This window comes from Ferrovibrio terrae, assembly GCF_943371255.1.
Taxonomy (GTDB): domain Bacteria; phylum Pseudomonadota; class Alphaproteobacteria; order Ferrovibrionales; family Ferrovibrionaceae; genus Ferrovibrio; species Ferrovibrio terrae_B.
Window position 1 is genome coordinate 1 of record NZ_CALRUC010000046.1, and the last position, 22,028, is coordinate 22,028.

The following is a 22,028-nucleotide window of genomic DNA, read 5'->3' on the forward strand; positions in this document are numbered from 1 at the left end:
CCATGCGGGAAGCCGCAGGGGTGCAGGCTGATCATGCCGGGATGGATGTTGTCGCGGCTGAAGAAGCTGCCCTTGTGATAGAAGATCACCTCGTCGTAATCGTCGTTGTTGTGGAAGAACGGCACCTTCAGGGCTTCCGGGTCGCTTTCGATCGGGCGCGGCACGAAGGTGCAGATGACAAAGCGCGAGGCCAGGAAGGTGGTATGCGCGCTGGGCGGCAGGTGATAGCGGTGGCTCATCAGCGGACGGATATCGCGCCAGTTCAGCTTGACCGCGGTGAGGTCGCCCTTCCAGCCCACCACATCGAGCGGATTGTAGGGATAGGTGACGGTGGAGAGCTGGTCGCGCCGCTTGATGACGACACGCCAGTTGCCGGGCTTTTGCTGTTGTGCCTTGTAGGCCTCATCCAGTTTCGGAATCTGCAGCACGGCGGGATCGAAGATCGCATGCGGGCCGACGATGCCCTTGTCGGGCAGGCGGTAGCTGTCGTTGGTCGCCTCGATCAGCAGGATATTGCTCGGGCTCTTCGGCTCCAGGCGCCACATGCTGCCGCGCGGCAGCATGATGTAGTCGCCCTCCGAATAGGAGAGATGGCCGAAGTCGCAGAACAGCTCGCCTTCGCCGTCATGCACGAACAGCAGCTCATCGCCGTCGCCGTTGCGCACCAGATGATCCATCGCCTGCACCATCAGCATGTGGCGGTATTTCACATGGCTGTTGCTCAGCAGCGTTTTGGCCTTCCACGGGCAGTCGACCGCATCGGCGAATTGCGCCGTGTCGAAAGCGCGGGGTTTCAGCGGCCCTTCCCAGTCGATCCAGCCGGTCGGCGGATTCTGGTGATAGAGATGGGCGGCGGGGCCGAAGAAGCCCTCCTTGCCCATCTCGCGCTCATAGGTGCCTTCGGGCAGGGCGACATGGGCCTGTTTCGCGGCGTCGCCCTCGGTGTGGCTCATCGGAATCCAGTTTTTACCCATGGCATGTCCTCCTAGATATAATTCTTTTTGGGACTTGGTTTTTCTTAATTGGCCTTCAGTACGCCGCGGCGGATCTGGTCAAGTTCGATCGACTCGAACAGTGCCTTGAAGTTGCCTTCGCCGAAGCCGTCATTGCCCTTGCGCTGGATGATCTCGTAGAAGATCGGGCCGATGGCATTCTCGGTGAAGATCTGCAGCAGCAGGCCCTGACCCTTGGTCGGCGCGCCGTCGATCAGGATCTGCAATTCCTTCAGGCGGGCGACATCCTCGCCATGACCGGGCAGGCGGTCGTTGACCTGGTCGAAATAGGTATCGTTGGTCGACTGGAAGGGCAGGTCGCGGCTGCGCAGCGCGCTGACGGTGCTGTAGATATCGTCGGTGCCCATCGCCACATGCTGGATGCCCTCGCCGTGATAGGCATTCAGGTATTCGGCGATCTGCGACTTGTCGTCGGAGCTTTCGTTGATCGGGATGCGGATCTTGCCGCAGGGGCTGGTCATCGCCTTCGACTTCAGGCCGGTCAGCTTGCCCTCGATGTCGAAATACTTGATCTCGCGGAAATTGAACAGGCGCTCGTAGAAGCTGGCCCATTCGCCCATGCGGCCGCGATGCACGTTATGGGTCAGGTGATCCACATAAGTCAGGCCGACGCCCTTGGGGTTGCGCTCCACGCCCTCGATGGGCACGAAATCGACATCGTAGATGGTGCCGCGCGCGCCATAGCGGTCGACCAGATAGATCAGGCTGTCGCCGATGCCCTTGATGGCGGGGATGTTCAGCTCCATCGGGCCGGCATGGTTCTCCACGCCCCAGGCGCCGAGTTCGACGGCGCGCTTGTAGGCCTTGGCGGCATCCTTGACGCGGAAGGCCATGGCGCAGATCGAGGGGCCGTGGATGCGGGCGAAGCTCTGGGCGAAGCTGGCGGGCTCGGCATTGAGGATGAAGTTCACATCGCCCTGGCGATACAGCGTCACATTCTTGGAGCGGTGCTTCGCCACCGCCTGGAAGCCCATGCGCTCGAACAGGGCGGCCAGCTTGGCCGGCTCGGGCGCGGCATATTCGATGAATTCAAAACCGTCGGTGCCCATCGGGTTGTCGAACAGGTCGGCCATGGGGAACTATCCTCCCGGGAATGCGATATTGCGGTTGAGTCGCATATTAGTTACAATTGAAACTAAATTCAAGGCCGGCCGTATCGGATCGCTCCGACCGGCGGCAAAGCAGGGGAAATGCCGAAAACAACACTGCATCTCGACCGCTTCCTGCCCTACCGGCTGTCGGTGGTGACCAACCGCATCAGCGGCGCACTGTCGCGCCATTATGCCGACCGCTTCGGCATTGGCATTCCGGAATGGCGGGTGATCGCCAATCTGGGCCGCACGCCGGGCCTGACCGCCAACGACGTGGTGGAACGCTCGGCGATGGACAAGGTGACGGTGAGCCGCGCGGTGGCGGCGCTGGAGCACAAGGGCCTGCTGAGCCGGGTGCGCGACGAGGGCGACAAGCGCAAGTCGCGGCTGACGCTCTCCGCCAAAGGCCAGACGGTCTATGCCGAGATCGCGCCGCTGGCGCTGGGCTTCGAGCGCGACCTGCTGACCGTGCTGACGGCCGATGAAGCAGCGCAGCTGGACCGCATCATCGACAAGCTGAATGGCAAGATGGACAGCCTGTAGGCTGTCGCCTCACTCCGACGTCGGCGGGGTGACCTGCTTCTGCTGCTGGGCGGCCACCTTGGCCTCGAAGTTCTTCTTGCCGCGACGATGCACGAAGAACAGCACGGTGCCGACCAGGGCGAAGATGCCCAGCATGATCAGGCCGAAATCCTTGGCGATATCGCCCAGCACCGCCTCGAAGGCGACGCCGAGCAGGTAGCCGCCCCAGGAAAACGCGTTGGCCCACAGGCCGGCGGCGATGAAGTTCAGCGCGGCGAAGCGCGGCCAGGAGATCAGGCTCATGCCCATGGCGAGCGAGGAGAAATTGCGCACGCCATAGATGAAGCGGAAGCTGAGGATGAAGCCGACATGGTATTTGTGCAGCATGTCGAGCGCGACATTGACGCCGCCCTGCAGCTTGGGGAAGCGCTTCAGCAGCCGGTGGCCGTAATTGCGGCCGATCCAGAAATAGAGCTGGTCGCCGGAAAAGCTGCCCAGCCAGGCGGCGGCGATCAGCCAGTACATGTGCAGCAGGCCCTGGCTGGCCGCGGCACCGGCGAAGATCACAAACGTCTCGCCTTCCAGGAAGGTCCAGACGAAGGTGATGATGTAGAACCACTCACGATACTGTTCGATCAGGTGGTAGATATCGATATCGGGCACGGTCTGTCAGCCTCGCGCGGTCAAATCAGGCCGGCGAGCGGCGATGAAGGGTCGGCGTAGAGTTTTTTCGGCATGCGGCCGGCCTGGTAGGCGAGGCGACCGGCCTCGATCGCCAGCTTCATGGCGCGCGCCATGCGGATCGGGTCTTTCGCCTCGGCAATCGCGGTGTTCATCAGCACGCCGTCGCAGCCCAGTTCCATGGCGACCGCGGCATCGGAAGCGGTGCCGACGCCGGCATCGACCAGCACGGGCACTTTCGCATTCTCGATGATGATGCGGATGGTCACCGGGTTCTGCAGGCCGAGCCCGGAGCCGATCGGCGCGGCCAGCGGCATGATGGCACAGGCGCCCAGCTCCTCCAGCTTCTTCGCGGCAATCGGATCGTCGGCGCAATAGACCATGACGTCGAAGCCGTCCTTCACCAGCAGCTTGGTGGCGGCCAGCGTGGCTTCCATGTCGGGATACAGCGTCTTCTGGTCGCCCAGCACTTCCAGCTTCACCAGCTTCCAGCCACCGGCCTCGCGGGCGAGCCGCAGCGTGCGCACGGCATCGTCGGCGGTGAAACAGCCGGCCGTGTTGGGCAGGTAGGTGTATTTCTTCGGATCGACGTAATCGACCAGCATCGGCTTGTTGCGGTCGGTGACATTCACGCGCCGGACGGCAACGGTGACGATCTCGGCACCCGAGGCCTCGATGGCCAGCTTGGTCTCTTCAAAATCCTTGTACTTGCCGGTGCCGACCAGCAGGCGCGAGCGGAAGCGCTGGCCCGCGACTTCGAAATAGTCGTCTTGCCCGGCAGGCAGCGGAGCGTTGCCGCCGCCGATGAAATGCACGATCTCGATCTTGTCGCCGTCATTCAGGCCGGTGGCGGCATAGGCCGAGCGCGGCACGATCTCGCGATTCAGCTCGATGGCGATCTTGCGCGCATCGAGGTCGAGCACCGACAACAGCTCGGCCACCGTGGCCGACCCCGTCACGTCCCGCATCTCGCCGTTGATGGTCAGGCGCATATCCAAACGTTACCCTGTCTGCCCCAAATTGGGCTGCCCACTTCGAAGTCCCCCGCGCCAGTCCCGCTGCCCTCGTGAGAAGGCCCCCTTCAGATGGGGGTGCGGCGGCGCGCCGACAATAGAGCGCGCAGTGCTGTCGCGGCAACCCTTTCGGGCAGCCCCCCTAAAGCCATCAAGGCTTTGTAACATAACGGCGACTGGGCTAGAATCACCGTCAGCAGGAGGCAAGTATGCTGTTGTACGGCTATTTCCGGTCCTCGGCCGCCTATCGGGTCCGGATCGCGCTCAATCTCAAGGGTCTCACCTACGATCAGACCTTTATCCATCTTGCCAAGCTGGAACAGCTGTCCGACGCCTTTGCCGCGATCAACCCGCAGAAGCTGCTGCCGGTGCTGGTGACCGATGACGGCGCGTCGCTGACCCAGTCGCTCGCCATCATCGAGTATCTCGAAGATATCCGGCCGGAACCGCCGCTGCTGCCCAAAGACCCGCTCGGCCGGGCCCGGGTGCGCGCCCTGGCGCTGGCGGTGGCCTGCGAAATCCACCCGCTCAACAATCCCCGCGTGCTGCGCTACCTGACCGGCACGCTGGGCGTCAGCGAGGAACAGAAAGACACCTGGTATCGCCACTGGGTGGAAGAGGGGCTGCAGGCGGTGGAGGCGATGCTGGCCGCCAGCCCGCAGACCGGCCGCTTCTGCCATGGCGATACGCCAACGATGGCCGATCTCTGCCTGGTGCCGCAGGTGGCCAATGGCCGCCGTTTCAAGGCCGATCTCTCGCGCTGCCCCACCGTGGTGCGGATCGATGCCGCCTGCCAGGCGCTCGAGGCTTTCGCCAGCGCGTCGCCAGCCCAGCAGCCGGATGTCGAATAAGCGGATGAGATCACGCGGCAGGGTCATCGCCATCGCGACAGGTCTGGCGCTGCTGCTGGCCGTGCCTGCATCCTGGGCGCAGAGCCCGGCAGGACTGCTGCGTATCGGCACCGGTGGCCAGAGCGGCACGTATTTCCCGATCGGCAGCCTGATCGCCCGCACGGTCAGCGAGACGCCGCTGGGTGCCGATTGCGTGGCGGCGGATGCGCGCGATGGCCGCTGCGGCCTGTCCGGCGTGGTGGCCGTGGCGCAGACCTCCAATGGATCGGTCGCCAATGTCGCCGCGCTGCAGAATGGCGAGATCGAGATGGCCCTGGTGCAGGCCGATGTCGCCGACTGGGCCTATAACGGCAAGGAGATTTTTGCCGGCAAGCCGCGGCAGGAGCGCCTGCGCTTTGTCGCTCACCTGTATTCGGAAGCCATGCATGTGGTGACGCGCCGCGAGGCCCGGATCACGGCCATCGCCAATCTGCGCGGCCGCACCGTGGCGATGGACGAGCCCGGCTCGGGCACCCTGGTGCATGTGCGCAACCTGCTGCGCATCTACAATCTGTCCGAGACCGACCTGAAGCCGGTTTATATCAAGCCGGACCTGGCCCTGCCGCGTCTGCAGGCCGGCCAGCTCGATGCCTTTTTCATTGTCGCCGGCTGGCCGACGCGGGCCGTCAGCGATGCGCTGGCCAGCGGCCAGGCCAGCCTGCTCGGGATCGATGCTGAGGCGGCAGGCCGGCTGATCCGGCAAAATCCCTTCCTCAGCTTTGGCAGCATTCCGGCCAATGCCTATGCCGGGCAGTCTGCCGTGACCACCCTGATGGTGGGTGCCCAGCTGGCCGTGCGCGCCGACCTGCCCGAGGAGCTGGTGCGTGGCATGCTGGAGGCGATGTGGAGCGCGCGCGGCGGCGCCATCCTGGCCGGCGGGCATCCACGCGGCAGCGACATCCGCTTCGACGCAGCCCTGACCGGCCGCAGCATCCCGCTGCATCCCGGTGCCGAGCGCTTTTACCGCGCCCGCGGCCTGATCGCCAACTGAGCTGCGTCATCGCCATGCTGGGTCGCCACCGGATCACCATCATCGTCGCACTCATTGTGCTGGGCGCTCTCGGGGTCGCGCTCTATGTGCAGAATACGCTCAGCTCGGTGGCGCGCGACCTGCCGGTGACGCTGCTGGACCAGGAGCGCGATGCGGAAACCATGATCCGCGAGATCGCCAATCTGGCCTGGGCCATCGAGGCCTGGCAACGCGAACCGCAGGGCGGCGGCAGGACGCGGGTTGCGGCGCATCTGATTTCGGCGCGGGCCCGCGCCGATGCGCTGCGCGCCAACTACAATTTCGACAACATGGTGGGGGCGGCCGGAATGCATGCCGTCGCCAGCCCCGCGCTGCAGGATCTGGGGCGCTGGCTGGACGAGGGCGTGCCGGGGCAGGCAGCAGGTTCGCCGGCGGTGATTGCGTTGATGCTGTCGCGCGCCCGCGATGCCGAACTGCGACTGATCGTGCTGCTGGAGCAGTCGCGTGAAACGGCACGCAGCATGCTGCAGACCCAGGAAAGCCGGCTCGACCGTTTCGCCGATGGCGTCGGCCTGCTGACCGCCTTCGCCGCCATGCTGGTGATCGGCCTGATCCTGCTGCTGTTCCGCGAACGCCGGGTGGTGGAGCTGAAGGAGCAGGCCGAACTGTCGGCGCTCGCCGCCAAGCGCTCGGCGGAGGAGGCCAATCGCGCCAAGTCGGAATTCCTCGCCAATATGAGCCATGAGCTGCGCACGCCGCTGAATGCCATCATTGGCTTCTCGTCGATCATCCGTAACGAGATGCTGGGTGCGGTGAACATCCCGCGCTATCGCGAATATGCCGGCGACATCCATTCCAGCGGCGAGCATCTGCTGGCGATCATCAACGATATCCTCGACCTGTCGAAGGTGGAGGCCGGCAAGTATGAACTGGCCGAGCAGGATTTCGATGCCGACGAGATCATGACGGCGGCCGTGCGCCTGGTGCGGGAAAAGATCGAACGCAGCCATGTTCAGCTGCAGATGCGGCCACGGGCCGGCCTGGTTCAGCTGCATGCCGACCGCCGCGCCCTGCTGCAGGTGCTGATCAACCTGCTGGCCAATGCGGTGAAGTTCACCGAAGAGGGCAGCATCGTGCTGGCGGGTGAAAGCACCGAGGGCGGCGGCTTCACCTACAGCGTGACCGATACCGGCATCGGCATGACCGCGGCGCAGATCAAGATCGCGCTGCAGCCCTTCGGCCAGATCCAGAATGCGCTCACCCGCGCACAACCGGGCACCGGGCTCGGCCTGCCGCTCAGCGACCGCATGGTGCGCCTGCATGGCGGCTGGCTGGAGATCCAGAGCACACCGGGCCAGGGCACGCGCGTCAGCGTGCATCTGCCGCCGTCACGCGTGATCACAGGTTTCCAGGCCGCTGGCGGCAAATAGTTATTTTTTTTCGTCACTCCCGCGCAAGCGGGAGTCCAGCCTATCCACTGGGTTCCCGCTTTCGCTGGAACGACACGGTTATTTCAACAGATCGTCATAAAGATCGCGCCAATCTGGATTGGTTGCCTCGATCAACGCCAGCTTCCAGGCCCGACGCCACTTCTTGATGCGCTTCTCGCGCAGGATCGCATCGGCCATGGTGTCGTGAAATTCGGCATGAACGAGGCGATAGACGGCATACTGTTTTGAAAATCCGTCAACAGCACCGGAGCGGTGCTGCCATATCCGCTGGGCTAGATCGCTGGTAACGCCAACATACAATGTGCCGTTGCGCTTACTGGCGAGGATATAGACACAGGGTCGCCGCATGGCGGGAGTATGCCAAGAGGCAGTCATTCTGGATGCCCGCTTTCGCGGGCATGACGAAATAAGTACTTATGTATGCTAAAGCTCGTCACTCCCGCGCAAGCGGGAGTCCAGTCTTCACCCGCCCAGCGCGGCGAGGGCGTCGGACAACTCGGAGAAATGATCGATCAGGCGGTCGCCGCCCAGCTGGTGCGGCGCGATCTGGGTATAGCCGAAGCTGACCACCACGCAGGGCAGGCCGGCGGCCTTCGCCGCATTCACGTCATTGGCGGAATCGCCCACCATGGCGGCCCAGTCGAAGGCCGTGCCGAGCCTGTCCCCCATCAACCGGTCAAGCGTGCCATGGATGTGGCCGGGATCGGGCTTGCGCACCAGCAGGCTGTCGCCGCCCACCACGGCACCGAAGAAATCGCTCAGGCCAAGCTGGTCGAGCAGGCTGCGGCTCAGGCCTTCGGGCTTGTTGGTGCAGACCGCCAGCGCATAGTCGCGCTCGGCCAGTGCGGCCAGGCAGGTGGCGACGCCGGGAAACGGTCGGCTGGTATCGGCCAGATGGCGTTCGTAATAGATCAGGAAATCCTTGAACGCCGTTTCGAACATGACCGGCTCCGGCATGCCGCCGCTGGCCCGGAACCCTTTTTCGAGCAGGGCGCGCGCGCCGTCGCCCACCATGCTGCGCACCGCATCCAGGCCGATGGCCGGCCGGCCGGCACGGTCCAGCGCATAATCGGTGGCGGCCGCCAGATCGGGCGCCGTATCCACCAGCGTGCCGTCGAGATCGAAGAGAATTGCCTTGCGAGTCATGGTGTTACAATTCGAAAGACCCTGAAACAGACGGAAAGACGATTTGATTTCCGTTGCCTATCACGGCTATGACACTGTCCGCCCGCGTAAATGCGGCGAATCGGGTTTTTTGTACACGGAACCGAAGCATGGCGAAACGGCCATCCAAGACGCGAGCATTGGCCGTGGTGATTCTGGCAGCCGGCCAGGGCACGCGGATGAAGTCGAAACTGCCCAAGGTCCTGCACCCGGTGGCGGGGCAGGCGATGCTGCGCCATGTGCTGGACGCGGCCGCCGTGCTGCGGCCCGACCGTATCGTGGTGGTGACCGGCAAAGGCCAGGACGATGTCGCGGCTGCTGTTGCGCCGGCAACGGTGGCGATCCAGCATCCGGCGCGCGGCACCGGCCATGCCGTCATGGCGGCCATGCCGGCGCTGAAGGGATTCACCGGCGACGTGCTGGTGCTGTATGGCGATACGCCGCTGCTGACCGCCGATCTGCTGAAAAGCCTGCTCGCCGCGCGCCGTGCCAAGGCCGATCCGGCCGCGGTGATCGTCGGTTTCCGCCCGGTCGATCCGGCCGCCTATGGCCGTTTGATCGTAGATGGCAAGGGTGCGCTGCAGAAGATCGTTGAATTCAAGAATGCCGCGGCCGATGAACGCGCTGTGCGCCTGTGCAATGCCGGGCTGATGGCCTTTGATGGTGCGCGGCTGCCGGGGCTGCTGAAAAAACTCTCCGACAAAAACCCGCAGGGCGAATTCCTGCTCACCGATACGGTCGAACATGCCAATGCGAAAGGCTGGACCTGCCGTGTGGTGGAGGCCGATCCGGTCGAGGTGATGGGTATCAACACCCGCGGCGAACTCAGCATCGCCGAAGCGGCCATGCAGCAGCGCCTGCGCGCGGCGGCCATGGCGGCGGGCGTCACCATGACGGCGCCGGAGACGGTGTATCTGCGCAGCGACACGAAGCTGGGCCGTGATGTCACCATCGAACCCTTCGTGGTGTTCGGCCCGAAGGTGAGCGTGGCCGACGATGTGGTGATCCGCAGCCACAGCCATATCGAGGGCGCGACGATTGCCCGGGGCGCCACCATCGGGCCCTATGCCCGGCTGCGGCCCGGCGCCAGGATTGCCGAGGGCGCCCATATCGGCAATTTCGTCGAGGTGAAGAATGCCGATATCGAGGCCGGCGCCAAGGTCAATCACCTGACCTATATCGGCGATGCGCGGGTGGGCGCCAAGGTCAATATCGGCGCCGGCACCATCACCTGCAATTACGATGGTTTCGACAAGCATCACACCGATATCGGCGCTGGTGCCTTCATCGGCTCGAATTCATCCCTTGTCGCTCCGGTGAAGATCGGCGACGGCGCCATGGTGGCGGCGGGCAGCGTGATCACCCGCGATGTGCCGGCTGATGCCCTGAGCGTCGCGCGTGGCCGCCAGGAAGACAAGCCCGGCGTCGCCGCCGTGTTCCGCCGGCGCAAGGCCGCCACCCGCAAGACAAAGTAGGAGTATCGCGTATGTGTGGAATTGTCGGCGTAATCGGAACGCGCGATGTGGTGCCATTGCTGGTCGATGGCCTGAAGCGGCTGGAATATCGCGGCTATGATTCCGCCGGCGTGGCGACGCTGGTGAAAAACGGCGCCATCGAGCGGCGCCGCGCCGAAGGCAAGCTGGTCAACCTGGAAGCGCGCCTGCAGGAACAGCCGCTGCAGGGCCTGATCGGCATTGCCCATACGCGCTGGGCCACCCATGGCGTGCCCAACGAGGCCAATGCGCATCCGCATGCCACCGAGCGCGTCGCGCTGGTGCATAACGGCATCATCGAGAATTACCGCGAGCTGGGCGACGAGCTGATCGCCAAGGGCCATATATTCCAGAGCCAGACCGATACCGAAGTGGCGCTTCGGCTGATCGACCAGTGCCTGATCGAGGGCCTGTCGCCGGAAGAGGCTGTGAAGGCGACGCTGGGCCGCCTGCGCGGCGCCTTTGCGCTCGCCATCCTGTTCCATGGCAAGGATGACCTGCTGATAGGCGCCCGCCGCAACGTGCCGCTCGCCGTCGGTTTCGGCAATGGCGAGATGTATCTGGGTTCGGACGCGCTGTCGCTGGCGCCGCTGACCGACCGGATCGCCTATCTGGAAGAGGGCGACTGGGTGGTGCTGAGCCGTGGTTCGGCGCAGTTCTACGATGCCGAGAACAAGGCGGTGGAACGCATCGTGCGGCCGACCGCGATCAGCGGCGCCATGATCGGCAAGGGCAACTACCGCCACTACATGCTGAAGGAAATCTACGAGCAGCCGGCGGTGATGGGCGACACCATCAACACCGTGGTCAGCCCGACCGACCGCTGGGTGCATCTGCCCGATCTCGGCCTCGATCTCGCCAAGTTCAGCCGCATCACCATCGTCGCCTGCGGCACGTCGTATTACTCGGGCCTGGTGGGGAAATACTGGCTTGAACGCTATGCCCGCATCGGCGTCGAGGTCGATGTGGCATCGGAATTCCGTTACCGCGAGGCGCCGGTCGATCCCAACGGGTTGTCGATCTTCATTTCGCAGTCGGGCGAGACCGCCGATACGCTGGCGGCCATGCGCTATGTGAAGGCCAATGGCGGTCGCACGCTGGCCATCGTCAACGTGCCGCAGAGCAGCATGGCGCGCGAAGCCGATGGCGTGCTGCCGACCAAGGCGGGGCCCGAGATCGGCGTCGCCTCGACCAAGGCCTTTACCTGCCAGCTGGTGACCCTGGCCGCCTTCACCCTGGCGGTGGCACGTGCGCGCAAGGCGCTGAGCGAGGAAGAAAGCGCCCGCCTGATGGCGGCGCTGATCGAGGTGCCGGCCCATGCCGCCGAAGTGCTGAACCATGACGAGGAGCTGCAGGCGCTGGCCGAGAAGATCATGGATGCGCGCGACGTGCTGTATATCGGCCGCGGCCCGTGTTTCCCGCTGGCGCTGGAAGGCGCGCTGAAACTGAAGGAAATCTCCTACATCCATGCCGAAGGCTATGCCGCCGGCGAGCTGAAGCATGGCCCGATCGCGCTGATCGACGAGCAGGTGCCGGTGATCGTGATCGCGCCGAGCGACAGCCTGTTCGAGAAGACCATCTCCAACATGCAGGAGGTGATGGCGCGCGGCGGCAAGGTGATCTTCATGTCGGACAAGGCGGGGCTGGCGCATGTGGACGAGCGCACCTTTGCCACTGTCGTGCTGCCGCAGGTGGAGCCCTTCGTGGCGCCGATCCTTTACGCTATTCCGGTCCAGTTGCTGGCCTATCATGTTGCCGTGCTCAAGGGCACCGATGTGGACCAGCCGCGCAACCTCGCCAAGTCGGTGACGGTAGAATGAGTGTCGTCGAACGCGGCCTGTTGCCGTTTAAAGTGAGCATCTGTGGCGTTGCCGAGCTGGAGCAGTTTGCTGGCGACGTGACGCATATCCTCGGCATCCTCGATCCCGGCACGCCGCAGCCTGACGGCTATGTGCATCATCCCAAAGCCCTGCGCGACGAATTCCGCTTCTACGATATCGTCACCGAGCAGGATGGCCGCAGCATGCCGACGGAGCATGACGTTGCCGCCATCCTGAAAGTGGGCGAGAAGCTGGCGGTCCAGCCGGTGCGGCATCTGCTGGTGCATTGCTATGCCGGCGTGTCGCGCTCGACCGCCTCGGCCGTCACCCTGATGGCCCAGCGCAACCCTGCCCGCGCCGCCGATATCTTTGCCGCCCTGGGCGATATCCGGCCCAAGGCCTGGCCCAATTCGGTGATGATCGCCCATGCCGACCGCCTGCTGAACCTGGGCGGCACGCTTGTCGAAGCGCTCCGGCTGCACCACATTGCCGTAGCCCACCGGCACCCCGAGGTCCGGACCTTGATCTCCAGCGTCGGTCGTGGGCATGAATTGCCTGCGGAATATGCTGCGGAAGGATCCGACCCGAATGAGCCCGTATGATTTCGACCTCTTTGTAATCGGCGGCGGTTCGGGCGGCGTGCGCGCCGGCCGCATTTCCGGCGGTTACGGCGCCCGGGTCGGCGTGGCCGAGGAATACCGCTATGGCGGCACCTGCGTGATCCGCGGCTGCGTGCCGAAAAAGCTGCTGGTCTACGGCTCGGAATATGCCCATGCCTTTGAGGAGGCCGCCGGCTTTGGCTGGACGCTGGGCGAGCCCAGCTTCGACTGGGCGAAGATGATTGCCGCCAAGGATATCGAGATCGGCCGCCTGGAAAAGATCTATCGCGGCCTGTTCGAGAATGCCGGCGCCAAGACCTTCGATGGCCGCGCCACGCTGAAAGACGCGCATACCGTCCTGATCGGCGATAAGACCGTGACGGCGGATAAAATCCTGATCGCCAGCGGCGGCCATCCGGTCAAGCCGGCCATCCCCGGCGCCGAGCTGATGCTTACCTCGAACGAGGTGTTCCATCTCAAGGACCAGCCCAAGCGCATCGCCATTCTCGGTGGCGGCTATATCGCGCTGGAATTCGCCGGCATCTTCAACGGCTTTGGTTCCAAGGTGACCGTGCTGTATCGCGGCGAGCAGATCCTGCGCGGCTTCGATGACGATATCCGCAACCATCTGGCCGGCGAGCTGGTCAAGACCGGCATCGACCTGAAGCTGAAGACCGATGTGACCAAGATCGAGAAACAGGGCGCGGCGCTGCTGCTGCATCTGACCGATGGTTCGACCCTGGAGGTCGATGCGGTGATGGCGGCGACCGGCCGCAAGCCCAATACCGACGGGCTGGGCCTGGAGGCGATCGGTGTCAAAACCGATGCCGCCGGTGCGGTGGTGGTGGATGCATATTCGCGCACCAGCGTGGAGAACATCTATGCGGTGGGCGATGTGACCAACCGCATCAATCTCACACCCGTTGCGATCCGCGAAGGCCATTGCTTCGCCGATACCGTGTTCGGCAACAAGCCGCGCTCGCCTGACCATGCCGATGTGCCGGCGGCCGTGTTCAGCCAGCCGCCGGTCGGTACCGTGGGTCTGAGCGAAGCCGATGCGCGCAAGCAATATGGCGAGGTCGATATCTACCGCACCAGTTTCAAGCCGCTGCGCGCCACCGTGTCGGGCGGGCAGGAGCGCGTGATGATGAAGCTGGTGGTGGATGCCAGGACCGACCGCGTGGTCGGTGCCCATATGGTCGGCGCCGAGGCCGGCGAGATCCTGCAGGGCATCGCCATCGCCATCAAGGCCGGCGCGAAGAAGGCCGATTTCGATGCCACGGTGGGCATCCATCCCACCGCGGCGGAGGAATTCGTCACGATGCGCGAGAAGGTGAAGCCCTGATGCAGGTGCGCGCCGATGCAGGGATCACGCTGATCCTCGGCGGCGCGCGCTCGGGCAAGTCGCGGCTGGCGGAACAGCTGGCCGAAAGGCGTAACGGTCGGCTGGTCTATATCGCCACGGCGGAAGCCTGGGACGATGAGATGAAGACGCGCATCGCCGAGCATAAGGCGCGCCGCAGCGATCGCTGGCACAGTCTCGAGGCACCGATCGCGGTGGCCGAAGTGCTGCAGGCCCTGCCGTCGGAGACCGGGGCGGTGCTGGTCGACTGCCTGACGCTGTGGCTGTCGAATCTCATGCATGCCGGCCGCGACCTTGGTGCCGAGACCGCCGGCCTGCTGACGGCGCTGCACAGCGTCAAATTCCCCGTCCTGCTGGTGTCGAATGAAGTGGGGCTTGGCATCGTGCCTGACAACAAGCTCGCGCGCGATTTCCGCGATGCCCAGGGCCGGCTCAACCAGGCGGTGGCGGCGGCGGCCGATCATGCGATTTTCATGGCTGCCGGCCTGCCGCTTGTGCTGAAGTAAGCGCCGCATGAAGCAAGCACGCAGCCTGATGTTCCAGGGCACCGGCTCCGATGTCGGCAAGTCGGTGCTGTGTGCCGGCGTGATCCGTGCGCTGGTGCGGCGCGGTCATCGCGTGCTGCCGTTCAAGCCGCAGAACATGTCGAACAATGCCGCCGTCACTGCCGATGGCGGCGAGATCGGCCGCGCCCAGGCCCTGCAGGCGCGCGCCGCCAATGTGCCAACCAGCGTGCATATGAATCCCGTGCTGCTGAAGCCGCAGGGCGACCGCACCAGCCAGATCGTGGTGCAGGGCAAAATCTATGCGCAATCGGATGCGCGCGGCTATCTGGCGAAGAAGGCCGAGCTGTGGCCCTTCGTGGCCGAAAGTTTCGCCAGGCTGAAAGCCGATGCGGATTTCGTCATCGTCGAGGGCGCGGGCTCGCCGGCCGAGGTCAACCTGCGTGCCAACGACATCGCCAATATGGGCTTTGCCACCCGCGCCGATGTGCCGGTGGTGCTGGTGGGCGATATCGACCGCGGCGGCGTGATCGCATCCCTGGTCGGCACGGCGGCCCTGCTGGAGCCGGAAGAGATGGCGATGGTGGCCGGCTATGTCATCAACAAGTTTCGCGGCGATGCGTCGCTGTTCGACGATGGCCTGAAGATCATCACGCAGCGCACCGGCTGGCGCAGCTTCGGCGTGCTGCCGCATCTGCCCGAGGTGGCGCGCCTGCCGGCGGAGGATGCGCTCGGGCTGGACAAGCCCAACAGCAGCAGTGGCGAGATCGTCATCGCCATTCCGCGTCTCAGTCATATCGCCAATTTCGACGATTTCGATCCGCTGCGGCAGGATGCCAGCGTGCGGCTGGTCTTCGTCAATCCGGGCCAGCCGCTGCCGGCCGATGCAGCCCTGGTGATCCTGCCGGGCTCGAAAGCCACCATCGCCGATCTGAAATTCTTCCGCGCGCAGGGCTGGGATGTCGATCTGGCCGCGCATCTGCGCCGCGGCGGCCGCGTGCTCGGCATCTGCGGCGGCTACCAGATGCTGGGGCGCAGCATCAGCGATCCCAACGGCATCGAGGGCCCGGCCGAAGCGGTCGAGGGGCTTGGCCTGCTGGCGGTGGATACCGTGCTGACCAAGGCCAAGACGCTGACCCAGGTGCAGGGCTTCGAGCGCTTCACCGGCGAGCTGGTGCAGGGTTACGAAATGCATGTCGGCAGCACCGCCGGCGTCGATGCGGCGCGGCCCTTCCTGCGCTTGCAGAGCCGCCATGATGGCGCGGTGTCGGCCGACGGTCGCGTGGCCGGCTGCTATCTGCACGGCCTGTTCAGCGCCGATGCCTTCCGGGCGGCTTTCCTATCGAACCTGAGCGGCCGCGATATCGCGGCCGGCAGTTACGAGGCCGGGGTGGACAGTGCTCTGGATGCCCTGGCCGCTGGCATTGAGCGGCATCTCGATGTCGATGCCCTGATCAAGGCAGCACGATAAGCGCGCCGGCGAGCGCCGCGCCGAACAGCAGCAGCCCGGCGATGGCGTAGAGCTTCAGCGCGCGGCGGATATCGCCGGCCGTCGCTTCAGCGCGGCCGTTCCCCATCCAGTGATCCTCGACCCAGCCTTCGGCATAACGGCGCGGTCCGGCGAGTTTGAGGCCCAGTGCGCCGGCCATGGCGGCCTCGGGCCAGCCGGCATTGGGCGAGCGATGCTTGCCGGCATCGCGTTCGACGGCGGCGAAGGCGGCATTGGCCGAAGCCCCCGGCAGGACTGCTGCAGCCAGCACCAGCAGCAGGGCCGACAGGCGCGAGGCCGGCAGGTTGACCAGATCATCCAGCCGCGCCGCCGCCCAGCCGTAATCGCGGTAACGCTCGCTCTTGTGGCCGATCATGCTGTCGGCGGTGTTGATCGCCTTGTAGAGCGCGATGCCGGGCAGGCCACCAACGGCGAGCCAGAAGGCCGGCGCCACCACGCCATCGGAAAAATTCTCGGCCAGGCTTTCGATGGCGGCGCGGCAGATGCCGGGCTCGTCCAGGCTTTCAGGGTCGCGGCCGACGATCATGGAGACCGCCGCACGGCCACCATCCAGGCCACCCTGTTCCAGACCGCGCGCCACGGCGATGACGTGATCCCACAGGCTGCGCTGCGCCAGCAGGCTGGCGGCCAGCACGGCCTCCACGATCCAGCCGTCGGCAGGCAGCAAGAGACCGATCCAGTGGCGGATCAGGCTGGCGGCATACCAGACCGCAACCAGCAGCACGACAAGACCGATGATGCCGCCGAGCCGGCGCTGCCAGCCGCGCCAGGCCGGCCGGTTGAGATGCTGCTCCAGCACGCCGATCAGCGCGCCGATCCATACCACGGGATGGCGGATGGCGCGGAACAAGGGTTGCGGCCAGCCGAGCGCGGCCTCCACGCCAAGCGCGACAACAAGGAGCCAGAGGTTGATCGCAGCCGGGTACACCGTAAGATCGCCACCGATGAAACAGGATTCCACCATGGCGGCGGCAGCGCCGGTTCGTCAACCAGTGCAGACGGTTGCGCATGGCGGCGACCTCAGCGGCCTGCGTGATGCCTATGCCGGCAGCTGGCTCGATCTCAGCACCGGCATCAACCCGGCGGCCTATCCGATGCCGCCGCTGTCTGCCGAGGCCTGGACCCGCCTGCCGGGCGCCGAAGCTCTGGTGACGCTGCTGCAGGCCGCGCGGCAGGCCTATGGTGCGCCCGCCGAGGCCGGCATCGTGGCCGTGCCGGGCACCCAGGCGGCAATCCAGCTGCTGCCGCGCCTGTCAGCCCGATCTGCTTCTGGGGCGCGCGTCACCATCCTGGGGCCGACCTATGCCGAGCATGCCCATGTCTGGCGCGCTGCCGGCCACGATGTCACCGAACTCGACAGCCTGCCGGGCAACCTGAACGGCATCGACGTGCTGCTGGCGGTCAATCCCAACAATCCCGATGGCCGCACGCTGGGCCTGCCGCTGCTGCGGCGCTGGCATGCCGAGCTGAGCGCGCGCGGCGGCTGGCTGGTTCTGGACGAGGCCTTTGCCGATGTGGTGCCCGAGGCATCGCTGGGCATGGATGCCGGCAAACCCGGCCTGGTGATCCTGCGCAGCTTCGGCAAGTTTTTCGGTCTCGCCGGCCTGCGGCTGGGTTTCGTGCTCGGGCCGCCGGCGTTGACCGATGCGATCGGTGCAGCCCTGGGCCCCTGGGCGGTGAGTGGCCCGGCACTGGAGATCGGTACGGCAGCGCTCAGAGACAGTGCGTGGCAGGCCGCGATGCGCGACGAGCTGCGGGCGCGCAGCCGGCGGTTCGATCAGGCGATGCGCGACCGTGGCATCCATGTGCTGGGTGGCACGCCGCTGTTCCGGCTGGCCAAGATCAGCGCTGCGGCCGGTTTCGCGCTGGCCCTGCGCGGACAGGGAATCCATACGCGGATTTTCGAGGCGCAGCCGCACTGGATGCGCTTCGGCCTGCCGGCCGATGAAGCAGAATTCTGGCGCCGCCTCGATCTGGTGCTGAAGGGCTTCAACCTCTAGCTGTCAGCGTGCGCTTGTAGAGCAGGCTGGCGGCAATGACAAAGACGCTGACCAGCGCAATCAGCAGCGTGGAAATCGCATTGATCTCGGGCGAGACACCGAGCCGCACCGCGCTGTAGACCCGCACCGGCAGGGTAGTGGCGCCGGGGCCGTTGACGAAAGACGCCAGCACCACGTCATCCAGCGACAGGGTGAAGGCCAGCAGCCAGCCCGAGACCAGCGCGGGCAGCAGCGCCGGCACGGTGACCAGCAGGAAGGCCTGCACCGGCCCGGCGCCAAGGTCGCGCGCGGCGGCTTCGAGATCGGGGTCGATGCTGACCAGCTTGGCCTGCACGATCACCAGCACGAAGGCGGCGCCGAAGGTGGCATGGGCGATCATCACCGTGGTCAGTCCACGTTCGATATCCAGCGACACGAACAGCAGCAGCGTGGCCACGCCGAGGATCACCTCGGGCAGCACCATCGGCGCCAGCATCAGGCCGGCAAACACCTGCCGGCCGGGAAAGCGGCCCAGCCGGGTGAGCGCCAGCGCGCCGAGCGTGCCGAGCAGTGTTGCCAGTGTGGCGGCGGCAGCGCCGATCTGCAGCGAATGCAGGGCGGCCTCCAGATAGGCCGGGCTGGAAAACAGCACGCCATACCAGTGCAGCGAAAAGCCGCCCCAGACCGTGACCAGTTTCGAAGCGTTGAACGAGAACACCACCACCAGCAGGATCGGCAGGTAGAGGAAGGCGAGACCCAAGGCCAGCGCAGCGAGATTGAGGCGGCTCAGCCCACTCATTCTTGGCGTGTTCATCGGCTTGCCTTGCCGAGTTCAAGCCGCTGCAGCGCCATCGCCGGCAGCAACAGCAGCAGCGTGAGCAGCACGGCCAGCGCGCTGGCCATCGGCCAGTCGCGGTTGGAGAAGAATTCGGTCCACAGCGTCTGGCCCAGCATCACGGTGGCCGAACCGCCGAGCAGGTCGGGGATGACGAATTCGCCCGCCATCGGGATGAACACCATCAGTCCGGCCGCAAGAATGCCGGGCCGTGCCAGCGGGATGGTGACCAGCCAGAAGGCCTGCAGCGGCGTGGCGCCGAGATCGATCGCGGCCTCGGTGAGCTTCGGCGACTGGCCGGCCAGGCTGGCATAGATCGGCAGGATGGCAAACGGCAGGTAGCTGTAGGTCATGCCGAGCACCACGCCGAAGCCGGTATTCACCAGCACCAGCGGCGCATCGATCACGCCGAGGCCGAGCAGGGCGGCATTGATCAGGCCTTCAGGCTTGAGCAATGCGATCCAGGCATAGACGCGGATCAGGAACGAGGTCCAGAACGGCAGGATGATGAGGGTGAGCAGCACAGGCTGCCAGGCTTTCGGCGCCTGAGTCACCGCACGCGCAATGGCAAGGCCGAGCACCAGGCAGCACAGCGTCGCCAGTCCGGCGAACAGCAGGCTGTTGCCCAGCGCGCGGGCATAGAGGCCGTCTTCCATCAGCAGGGCATAGTTGCCGGTCTGCGCCAGCAATGCGCCATTGTCGAACAGCGGGGTGAAGGGTGGCTGGGCCAGCAGCGGTTCGGCGAAGCTGATCTTGAGGATCAGCAGCAGCGGCACCACGACGAATACCGCCGTCCACAGCAGCGGCAGGGAGAGCAGGCAGATGCGCCTCGCCGTCATGCCGGTTCAGCCTTCAGCGGCACCAGTGCATCCGCATCCCAGGTGAGCCAGACTTGCTGGTCGAGTTCCAGCAGCGGTTCATGCAGGGCATTGAGCTGCGAGGCTTTCAGGATCTGGCCATCATCCAGCCGCACGGCAATGCCGGTCATGTCGCCGATATAGTCGATATCGGTGATGATGCCGCAGGCAGTATTGGGGGCGGGCGGCAGCGGGTCGCGCGAAATCTCGATCTGCTCCAGGCGCAGCGCCAGTTCCTGCCTGCCGTTGCGGGTCGGGCGGTCGGCATCGGCGCTGTAATGCAGCAGCAGGGTGCCGCTGCGTGCCGCCACCAGGCCGCCGCTGCCGCTTTCGACGGCGGCGTTGAACAGGTTGGTGTCGCACATCAGGTTGGCGACGAAACGGTCGACGGGCCGGTCGTAGATGCGGCGCGGCGCATCGATCTGTCGGAAGCGGCCATGCTGCATCACGGCGATGCGGTCGGCCAGCGCCATCGCCTCGTCGTTGTCATGGGTGACGAAGACGAAGGTGATGCCGGTCTGGCGGTTCAGCTTGCGCAATTCGGCCTGGGTCTGTTGGCGCAGCCGCTTGTCGAGTGCGCCGAGCGGTTCGTCCAGCAGCAGCATGCGGGGACGTTTCACCAGGGCACGCGCCAGGGCGACGCGCTGCTGCTGTCCACCTGACAGCTGGTGCGGCTTGCGCGTGGCGAAGGCGGTGATCTCCAGCATCGCCATCGCCTCGCCGGTACGGGTGGCGATCTCTGCCGCCGCCAGCCCTTCGCGGCGCAGGCCAAAGGCGATGTTGTCGCGCACGCTCAAATGCGGGAACAGCGCGTAGGACTGGAACATCATGTTGACCGGCCGCTGATGCGCCGGCAGGGCGGTGATGTCGCGGCCATCGAGCAGGATCTTGCCGCTGTCCGGCGCTTCCAGCCCGGCGATCATGCGCAGCAGCGTGGACTTGCCGCAGCCCGAGGGGCCGAGCAGCACCAGGGACTCGCCCTCGTCGACGCTGAGGTCGAGCGAGTCTACTGCGGGCTCGGCGCCGTAGGATTTGCTGACGCCGGCAAGCTGAAGCAATGGCACGATCTAGTTGCCGCCCTTGATGCGGGTCCAGGCGCGGGTCAGCAGGCGCTGTTCGGCCTGGTTGGACGGGATCACGGTATAGAGGCTCTTGATCGTCTCGGCACCGGGGAACACATCCTTGTCGGCCATGGCCTCTTTCGAGACCAGCGCCAGCGAGTCCGGCACCGCATTGGGATACTGCACGTTGTTGGTGATCTTGGCGATCACCTTGGGCTGCAGGATGTAGTTGATGAAGACATGGGCGTTGTCGGGGTTCGGCGCATCGGCCGGAATGGTCATCACATCGAACCACTGCTGGGCGCCTTCCTTCGGCAGCAGATACTGCACGCGCACGCCTTTCTTCGCTTCCTCGGCGCGGGTGCGGGCCTGCAGGATATCGCCCGAGAAGCCATAGGCCAGGCAGGCATCGCCATTGGCGAGATCGTTGATGTATTGCGAGGAGTGGAACTTGCGAATGAAGGGGCGCACCTTCATCAGCACGGCCTCGGCCTTGGCAATGCTGGCGGCATCCTTGGCGTTGGGATCGAGGCCGAGATATTTCAGCGCCGCCGGGATGATTTCATCCGGCGCATCCAGCATGACGATGCCGCAATCGGCGAATTTCGCCGCCAGCTCGGGGTCGAACAGCATCTTCAGCGAATAGGCCGGCGGGTTGGCCATGCGCTGCCTGATCTTGTCGGGGTTTAGTCCGATGCCGCTGGTGCCCCAGAGGTAGATCGCGGCATGCTGGTTGTTCGGATCGTATTTCGCCAGCCGCTCCATCAGCGCCGGGTCGAGCCTGGCGAAATTCGGCAGCTTGGCCTTGTCGAGCGGCTTCAGCAATTTGGCCTGCACCTGGCGCGCCATGTAGTATTGCGTCGGCACCACCACGTCATAGCCGCTCTTGCCGGCCAGCAGCTTGGCTTCCAGCGTGTCGTTGGAATCGTAGACGTCGTAGCGCACCTTGATGCCGGTCTCGGCCTCGAAATCCTTCAGCACCTGCGGGTCGATATAGTCCGACCAGTTGTAGACGTTGACCACCTTGGGCTGGGCCTGGGCCGGCGCCCCGAGGGTGAGGCTGGCGAGCAGGGCGGTGGCGAGCAGGGGGAGGCGGGTCAGGCGCATGCGAGTCTCCAGTGGGTTGCCGGATTATGACAACCCGGCTTTTGCCGGGCAACGCCGTCGATGCGGTGCTCCACAGCTGTGGATTGTCATTAAAGATTCACGGCTG

The 22,028-nt window shown here is 65.2% G+C and carries 22 protein-coding genes; 11 read left to right on the forward strand and 11 right to left on the reverse strand.

Annotated elements, in window-relative coordinates:
* Positions 1 to 974 (reverse strand): homogentisate 1,2-dioxygenase (locus AAG799_RS11500; RefSeq protein ID WP_341895975.1); only part of this gene is annotated, 974 nt, incomplete at its 3' end.
* Between the two features lie 44 nt (positions 975 to 1,018).
* Positions 1,019 to 2,086 carry a 4-hydroxyphenylpyruvate dioxygenase gene (gene hppD, locus AAG799_RS11505; RefSeq protein WP_341895976.1) on the reverse strand — a complete coding sequence of 356 codons (1,068 nt, stop codon included), beginning with the start codon at positions 2,084 to 2,086 and terminating at the stop codon, positions 1,019 to 1,021.
* 117 nt (positions 2,087 to 2,203) lie between these two features.
* On the opposite strand from hppD, the gene AAG799_RS11510 reads away from it, so the two are divergent.
* Positions 2,204 to 2,647, forward strand: coding sequence for a MarR family winged helix-turn-helix transcriptional regulator (locus AAG799_RS11510; protein ID WP_341895977.1), 444 nt, complete (start codon positions 2,204 to 2,206; stop codon positions 2,645 to 2,647).
* Between the two features lie 9 nt (positions 2,648 to 2,656).
* On the opposite strand, the gene AAG799_RS11515 is transcribed toward AAG799_RS11510, so the two are convergent.
* Positions 2,657 to 3,289, reverse strand: a complete 633-nt coding sequence (locus AAG799_RS11515) for a DedA family protein (RefSeq protein WP_341895978.1) — start codon at positions 3,287 to 3,289, stop codon at positions 2,657 to 2,659.
* A 20-nt stretch (positions 3,290 to 3,309) separates the two neighbouring features.
* A complete protein-coding gene (gene thiS / locus AAG799_RS11520; RefSeq protein WP_341895979.1) occupies positions 3,310 to 4,299 on the reverse strand; it encodes a sulfur carrier protein ThiS in 990 nt (329 codons plus the stop codon).
* 230 nt (positions 4,300 to 4,529) lie between these two features.
* On the opposite strand from thiS, the gene maiA reads away from it, so the two are divergent.
* From maiA to AAG799_RS11535, 3 genes are read left to right on the forward strand one after another with little or no spacing between them, the layout of a single operon-like run.
* Entirely contained in the window at positions 4,530 to 5,171 is a 642-nt protein-coding gene (gene maiA / locus AAG799_RS11525) for a maleylacetoacetate isomerase (RefSeq protein WP_341895980.1), read from the forward strand.
* Between the two features lie 4 nt (positions 5,172 to 5,175).
* Complete coding sequence (locus tag AAG799_RS11530) at positions 5,176 to 6,201, forward strand: TAXI family TRAP transporter solute-binding subunit (RefSeq protein ID WP_341895981.1); 1,026 nt, start codon at positions 5,176 to 5,178, stop codon at positions 6,199 to 6,201.
* Positions 6,202 to 6,215: 14 nt separating this feature from the next.
* Positions 6,216 to 7,610, forward strand: a complete 1,395-nt coding sequence (locus AAG799_RS11535) for an ATP-binding protein (protein WP_341895982.1) — start codon at positions 6,216 to 6,218, stop codon at positions 7,608 to 7,610.
* A 78-nt stretch (positions 7,611 to 7,688) separates the two neighbouring features.
* On the opposite strand, the gene AAG799_RS11540 is transcribed toward AAG799_RS11535, so the two are convergent.
* Entirely contained in the window at positions 7,689 to 7,979 is a 291-nt protein-coding gene (locus AAG799_RS11540) for a GIY-YIG nuclease family protein (protein ID WP_341895983.1), read from the reverse strand.
* 114 nt (positions 7,980 to 8,093) lie between these two features.
* The gene (gene gph, locus AAG799_RS11545; protein WP_341895984.1) at positions 8,094 to 8,777 is read right to left on the reverse strand and encodes a phosphoglycolate phosphatase; all 684 of its coding nucleotides are present in this window, start codon (positions 8,775 to 8,777) and stop codon (positions 8,094 to 8,096) included.
* A gap of 128 nt (positions 8,778 to 8,905) precedes the next feature.
* Between gph and glmU the strand changes: the two genes are divergently transcribed.
* Genes glmU through AAG799_RS11575 form a run of 6 tightly spaced genes read left to right on the forward strand, consistent with a single transcriptional unit; the run spans position 8,906 to position 16,044 of the window.
* Positions 8,906 to 10,270 carry a bifunctional UDP-N-acetylglucosamine diphosphorylase/glucosamine-1-phosphate N-acetyltransferase GlmU gene (glmU, locus tag AAG799_RS11550; protein WP_341895985.1) on the forward strand — a complete coding sequence of 455 codons (1,365 nt, stop codon included), beginning with the start codon at positions 8,906 to 8,908 and terminating at the stop codon, positions 10,268 to 10,270.
* 11 nt (positions 10,271 to 10,281) lie between these two features.
* A complete protein-coding gene (gene glmS, locus AAG799_RS11555) occupies positions 10,282 to 12,108 on the forward strand; it encodes a glutamine--fructose-6-phosphate transaminase (isomerizing) (protein WP_341895986.1) in 1,827 nt (608 codons plus the stop codon).
* Positions 12,105 to 12,710, forward strand: a complete 606-nt coding sequence (locus AAG799_RS11560; RefSeq protein ID WP_341895987.1) for a protein-tyrosine-phosphatase — start codon at positions 12,105 to 12,107, stop codon at positions 12,708 to 12,710. Before glmS ends, AAG799_RS11560 begins: the two co-directional genes overlap by 4 nt.
* The gene (gene gor, locus AAG799_RS11565; protein WP_341895988.1) at positions 12,697 to 14,052 is read left to right on the forward strand and encodes a glutathione-disulfide reductase; all 1,356 of its coding nucleotides are present in this window, start codon (positions 12,697 to 12,699) and stop codon (positions 14,050 to 14,052) included. Before AAG799_RS11560 ends, gor begins: the two co-directional genes overlap by 14 nt.
* A complete protein-coding gene (cobU, locus tag AAG799_RS11570; RefSeq protein WP_341895989.1) occupies positions 14,052 to 14,576 on the forward strand; it encodes a bifunctional adenosylcobinamide kinase/adenosylcobinamide-phosphate guanylyltransferase in 525 nt (174 codons plus the stop codon). The genes gor and cobU overlap by 1 nt, the downstream gene beginning before the upstream one ends.
* A gap of 7 nt (positions 14,577 to 14,583) precedes the next feature.
* On the forward strand, positions 14,584 to 16,044 hold the full coding sequence (locus AAG799_RS11575; RefSeq protein ID WP_341895990.1) for a cobyric acid synthase: 1,461 nt from the start codon (positions 14,584 to 14,586) through the stop codon (positions 16,042 to 16,044).
* On the opposite strand, the gene cbiB is transcribed toward AAG799_RS11575, so the two are convergent.
* Positions 16,028 to 17,047 carry an adenosylcobinamide-phosphate synthase CbiB gene (gene cbiB / locus AAG799_RS11580; RefSeq protein ID WP_341895991.1) on the reverse strand — a complete coding sequence of 340 codons (1,020 nt, stop codon included), beginning with the start codon at positions 17,045 to 17,047 and terminating at the stop codon, positions 16,028 to 16,030. The two genes, AAG799_RS11575 and cbiB, sit on opposite strands and share 17 nt — an antisense overlap.
* On the opposite strand from cbiB, the gene cobD reads away from it, so the two are divergent.
* On the forward strand, positions 17,028 to 18,083 hold the full coding sequence (cobD, locus tag AAG799_RS11585) for a threonine-phosphate decarboxylase CobD (RefSeq protein ID WP_341895992.1): 1,056 nt from the start codon (positions 17,028 to 17,030) through the stop codon (positions 18,081 to 18,083). The genes cbiB and cobD overlap by 20 nt on opposite strands.
* On the opposite strand, the gene AAG799_RS11590 is transcribed toward cobD, so the two are convergent.
* From AAG799_RS11590 to AAG799_RS11605, 4 genes are read right to left on the reverse strand one after another with little or no spacing between them, the layout of a single operon-like run.
* The gene (locus AAG799_RS11590) at positions 18,073 to 18,861 is read right to left on the reverse strand and encodes an ABC transporter permease (RefSeq protein ID WP_341895993.1); all 789 of its coding nucleotides are present in this window, start codon (positions 18,859 to 18,861) and stop codon (positions 18,073 to 18,075) included. The two genes, cobD and AAG799_RS11590, sit on opposite strands and share 11 nt — an antisense overlap.
* Positions 18,862 to 18,872: 11 nt before the next feature.
* Positions 18,873 to 19,736 carry an ABC transporter permease gene (locus AAG799_RS11595; protein WP_341895994.1) on the reverse strand — a complete coding sequence of 288 codons (864 nt, stop codon included), beginning with the start codon at positions 19,734 to 19,736 and terminating at the stop codon, positions 18,873 to 18,875.
* Complete coding sequence (locus AAG799_RS11600; protein WP_341895995.1) at positions 19,733 to 20,818, reverse strand: ABC transporter ATP-binding protein; 1,086 nt, start codon at positions 20,816 to 20,818, stop codon at positions 19,733 to 19,735. The genes AAG799_RS11595 and AAG799_RS11600 overlap by 4 nt, the downstream gene beginning before the upstream one ends.
* 3 nt (positions 20,819 to 20,821) lie before the next feature.
* Positions 20,822 to 21,922 carry a polyamine ABC transporter substrate-binding protein gene (locus AAG799_RS11605; protein ID WP_341895996.1) on the reverse strand — a complete coding sequence of 367 codons (1,101 nt, stop codon included), beginning with the start codon at positions 21,920 to 21,922 and terminating at the stop codon, positions 20,822 to 20,824.
* Between the last annotated feature and the right edge of the window lie 106 nt (positions 21,923 to 22,028).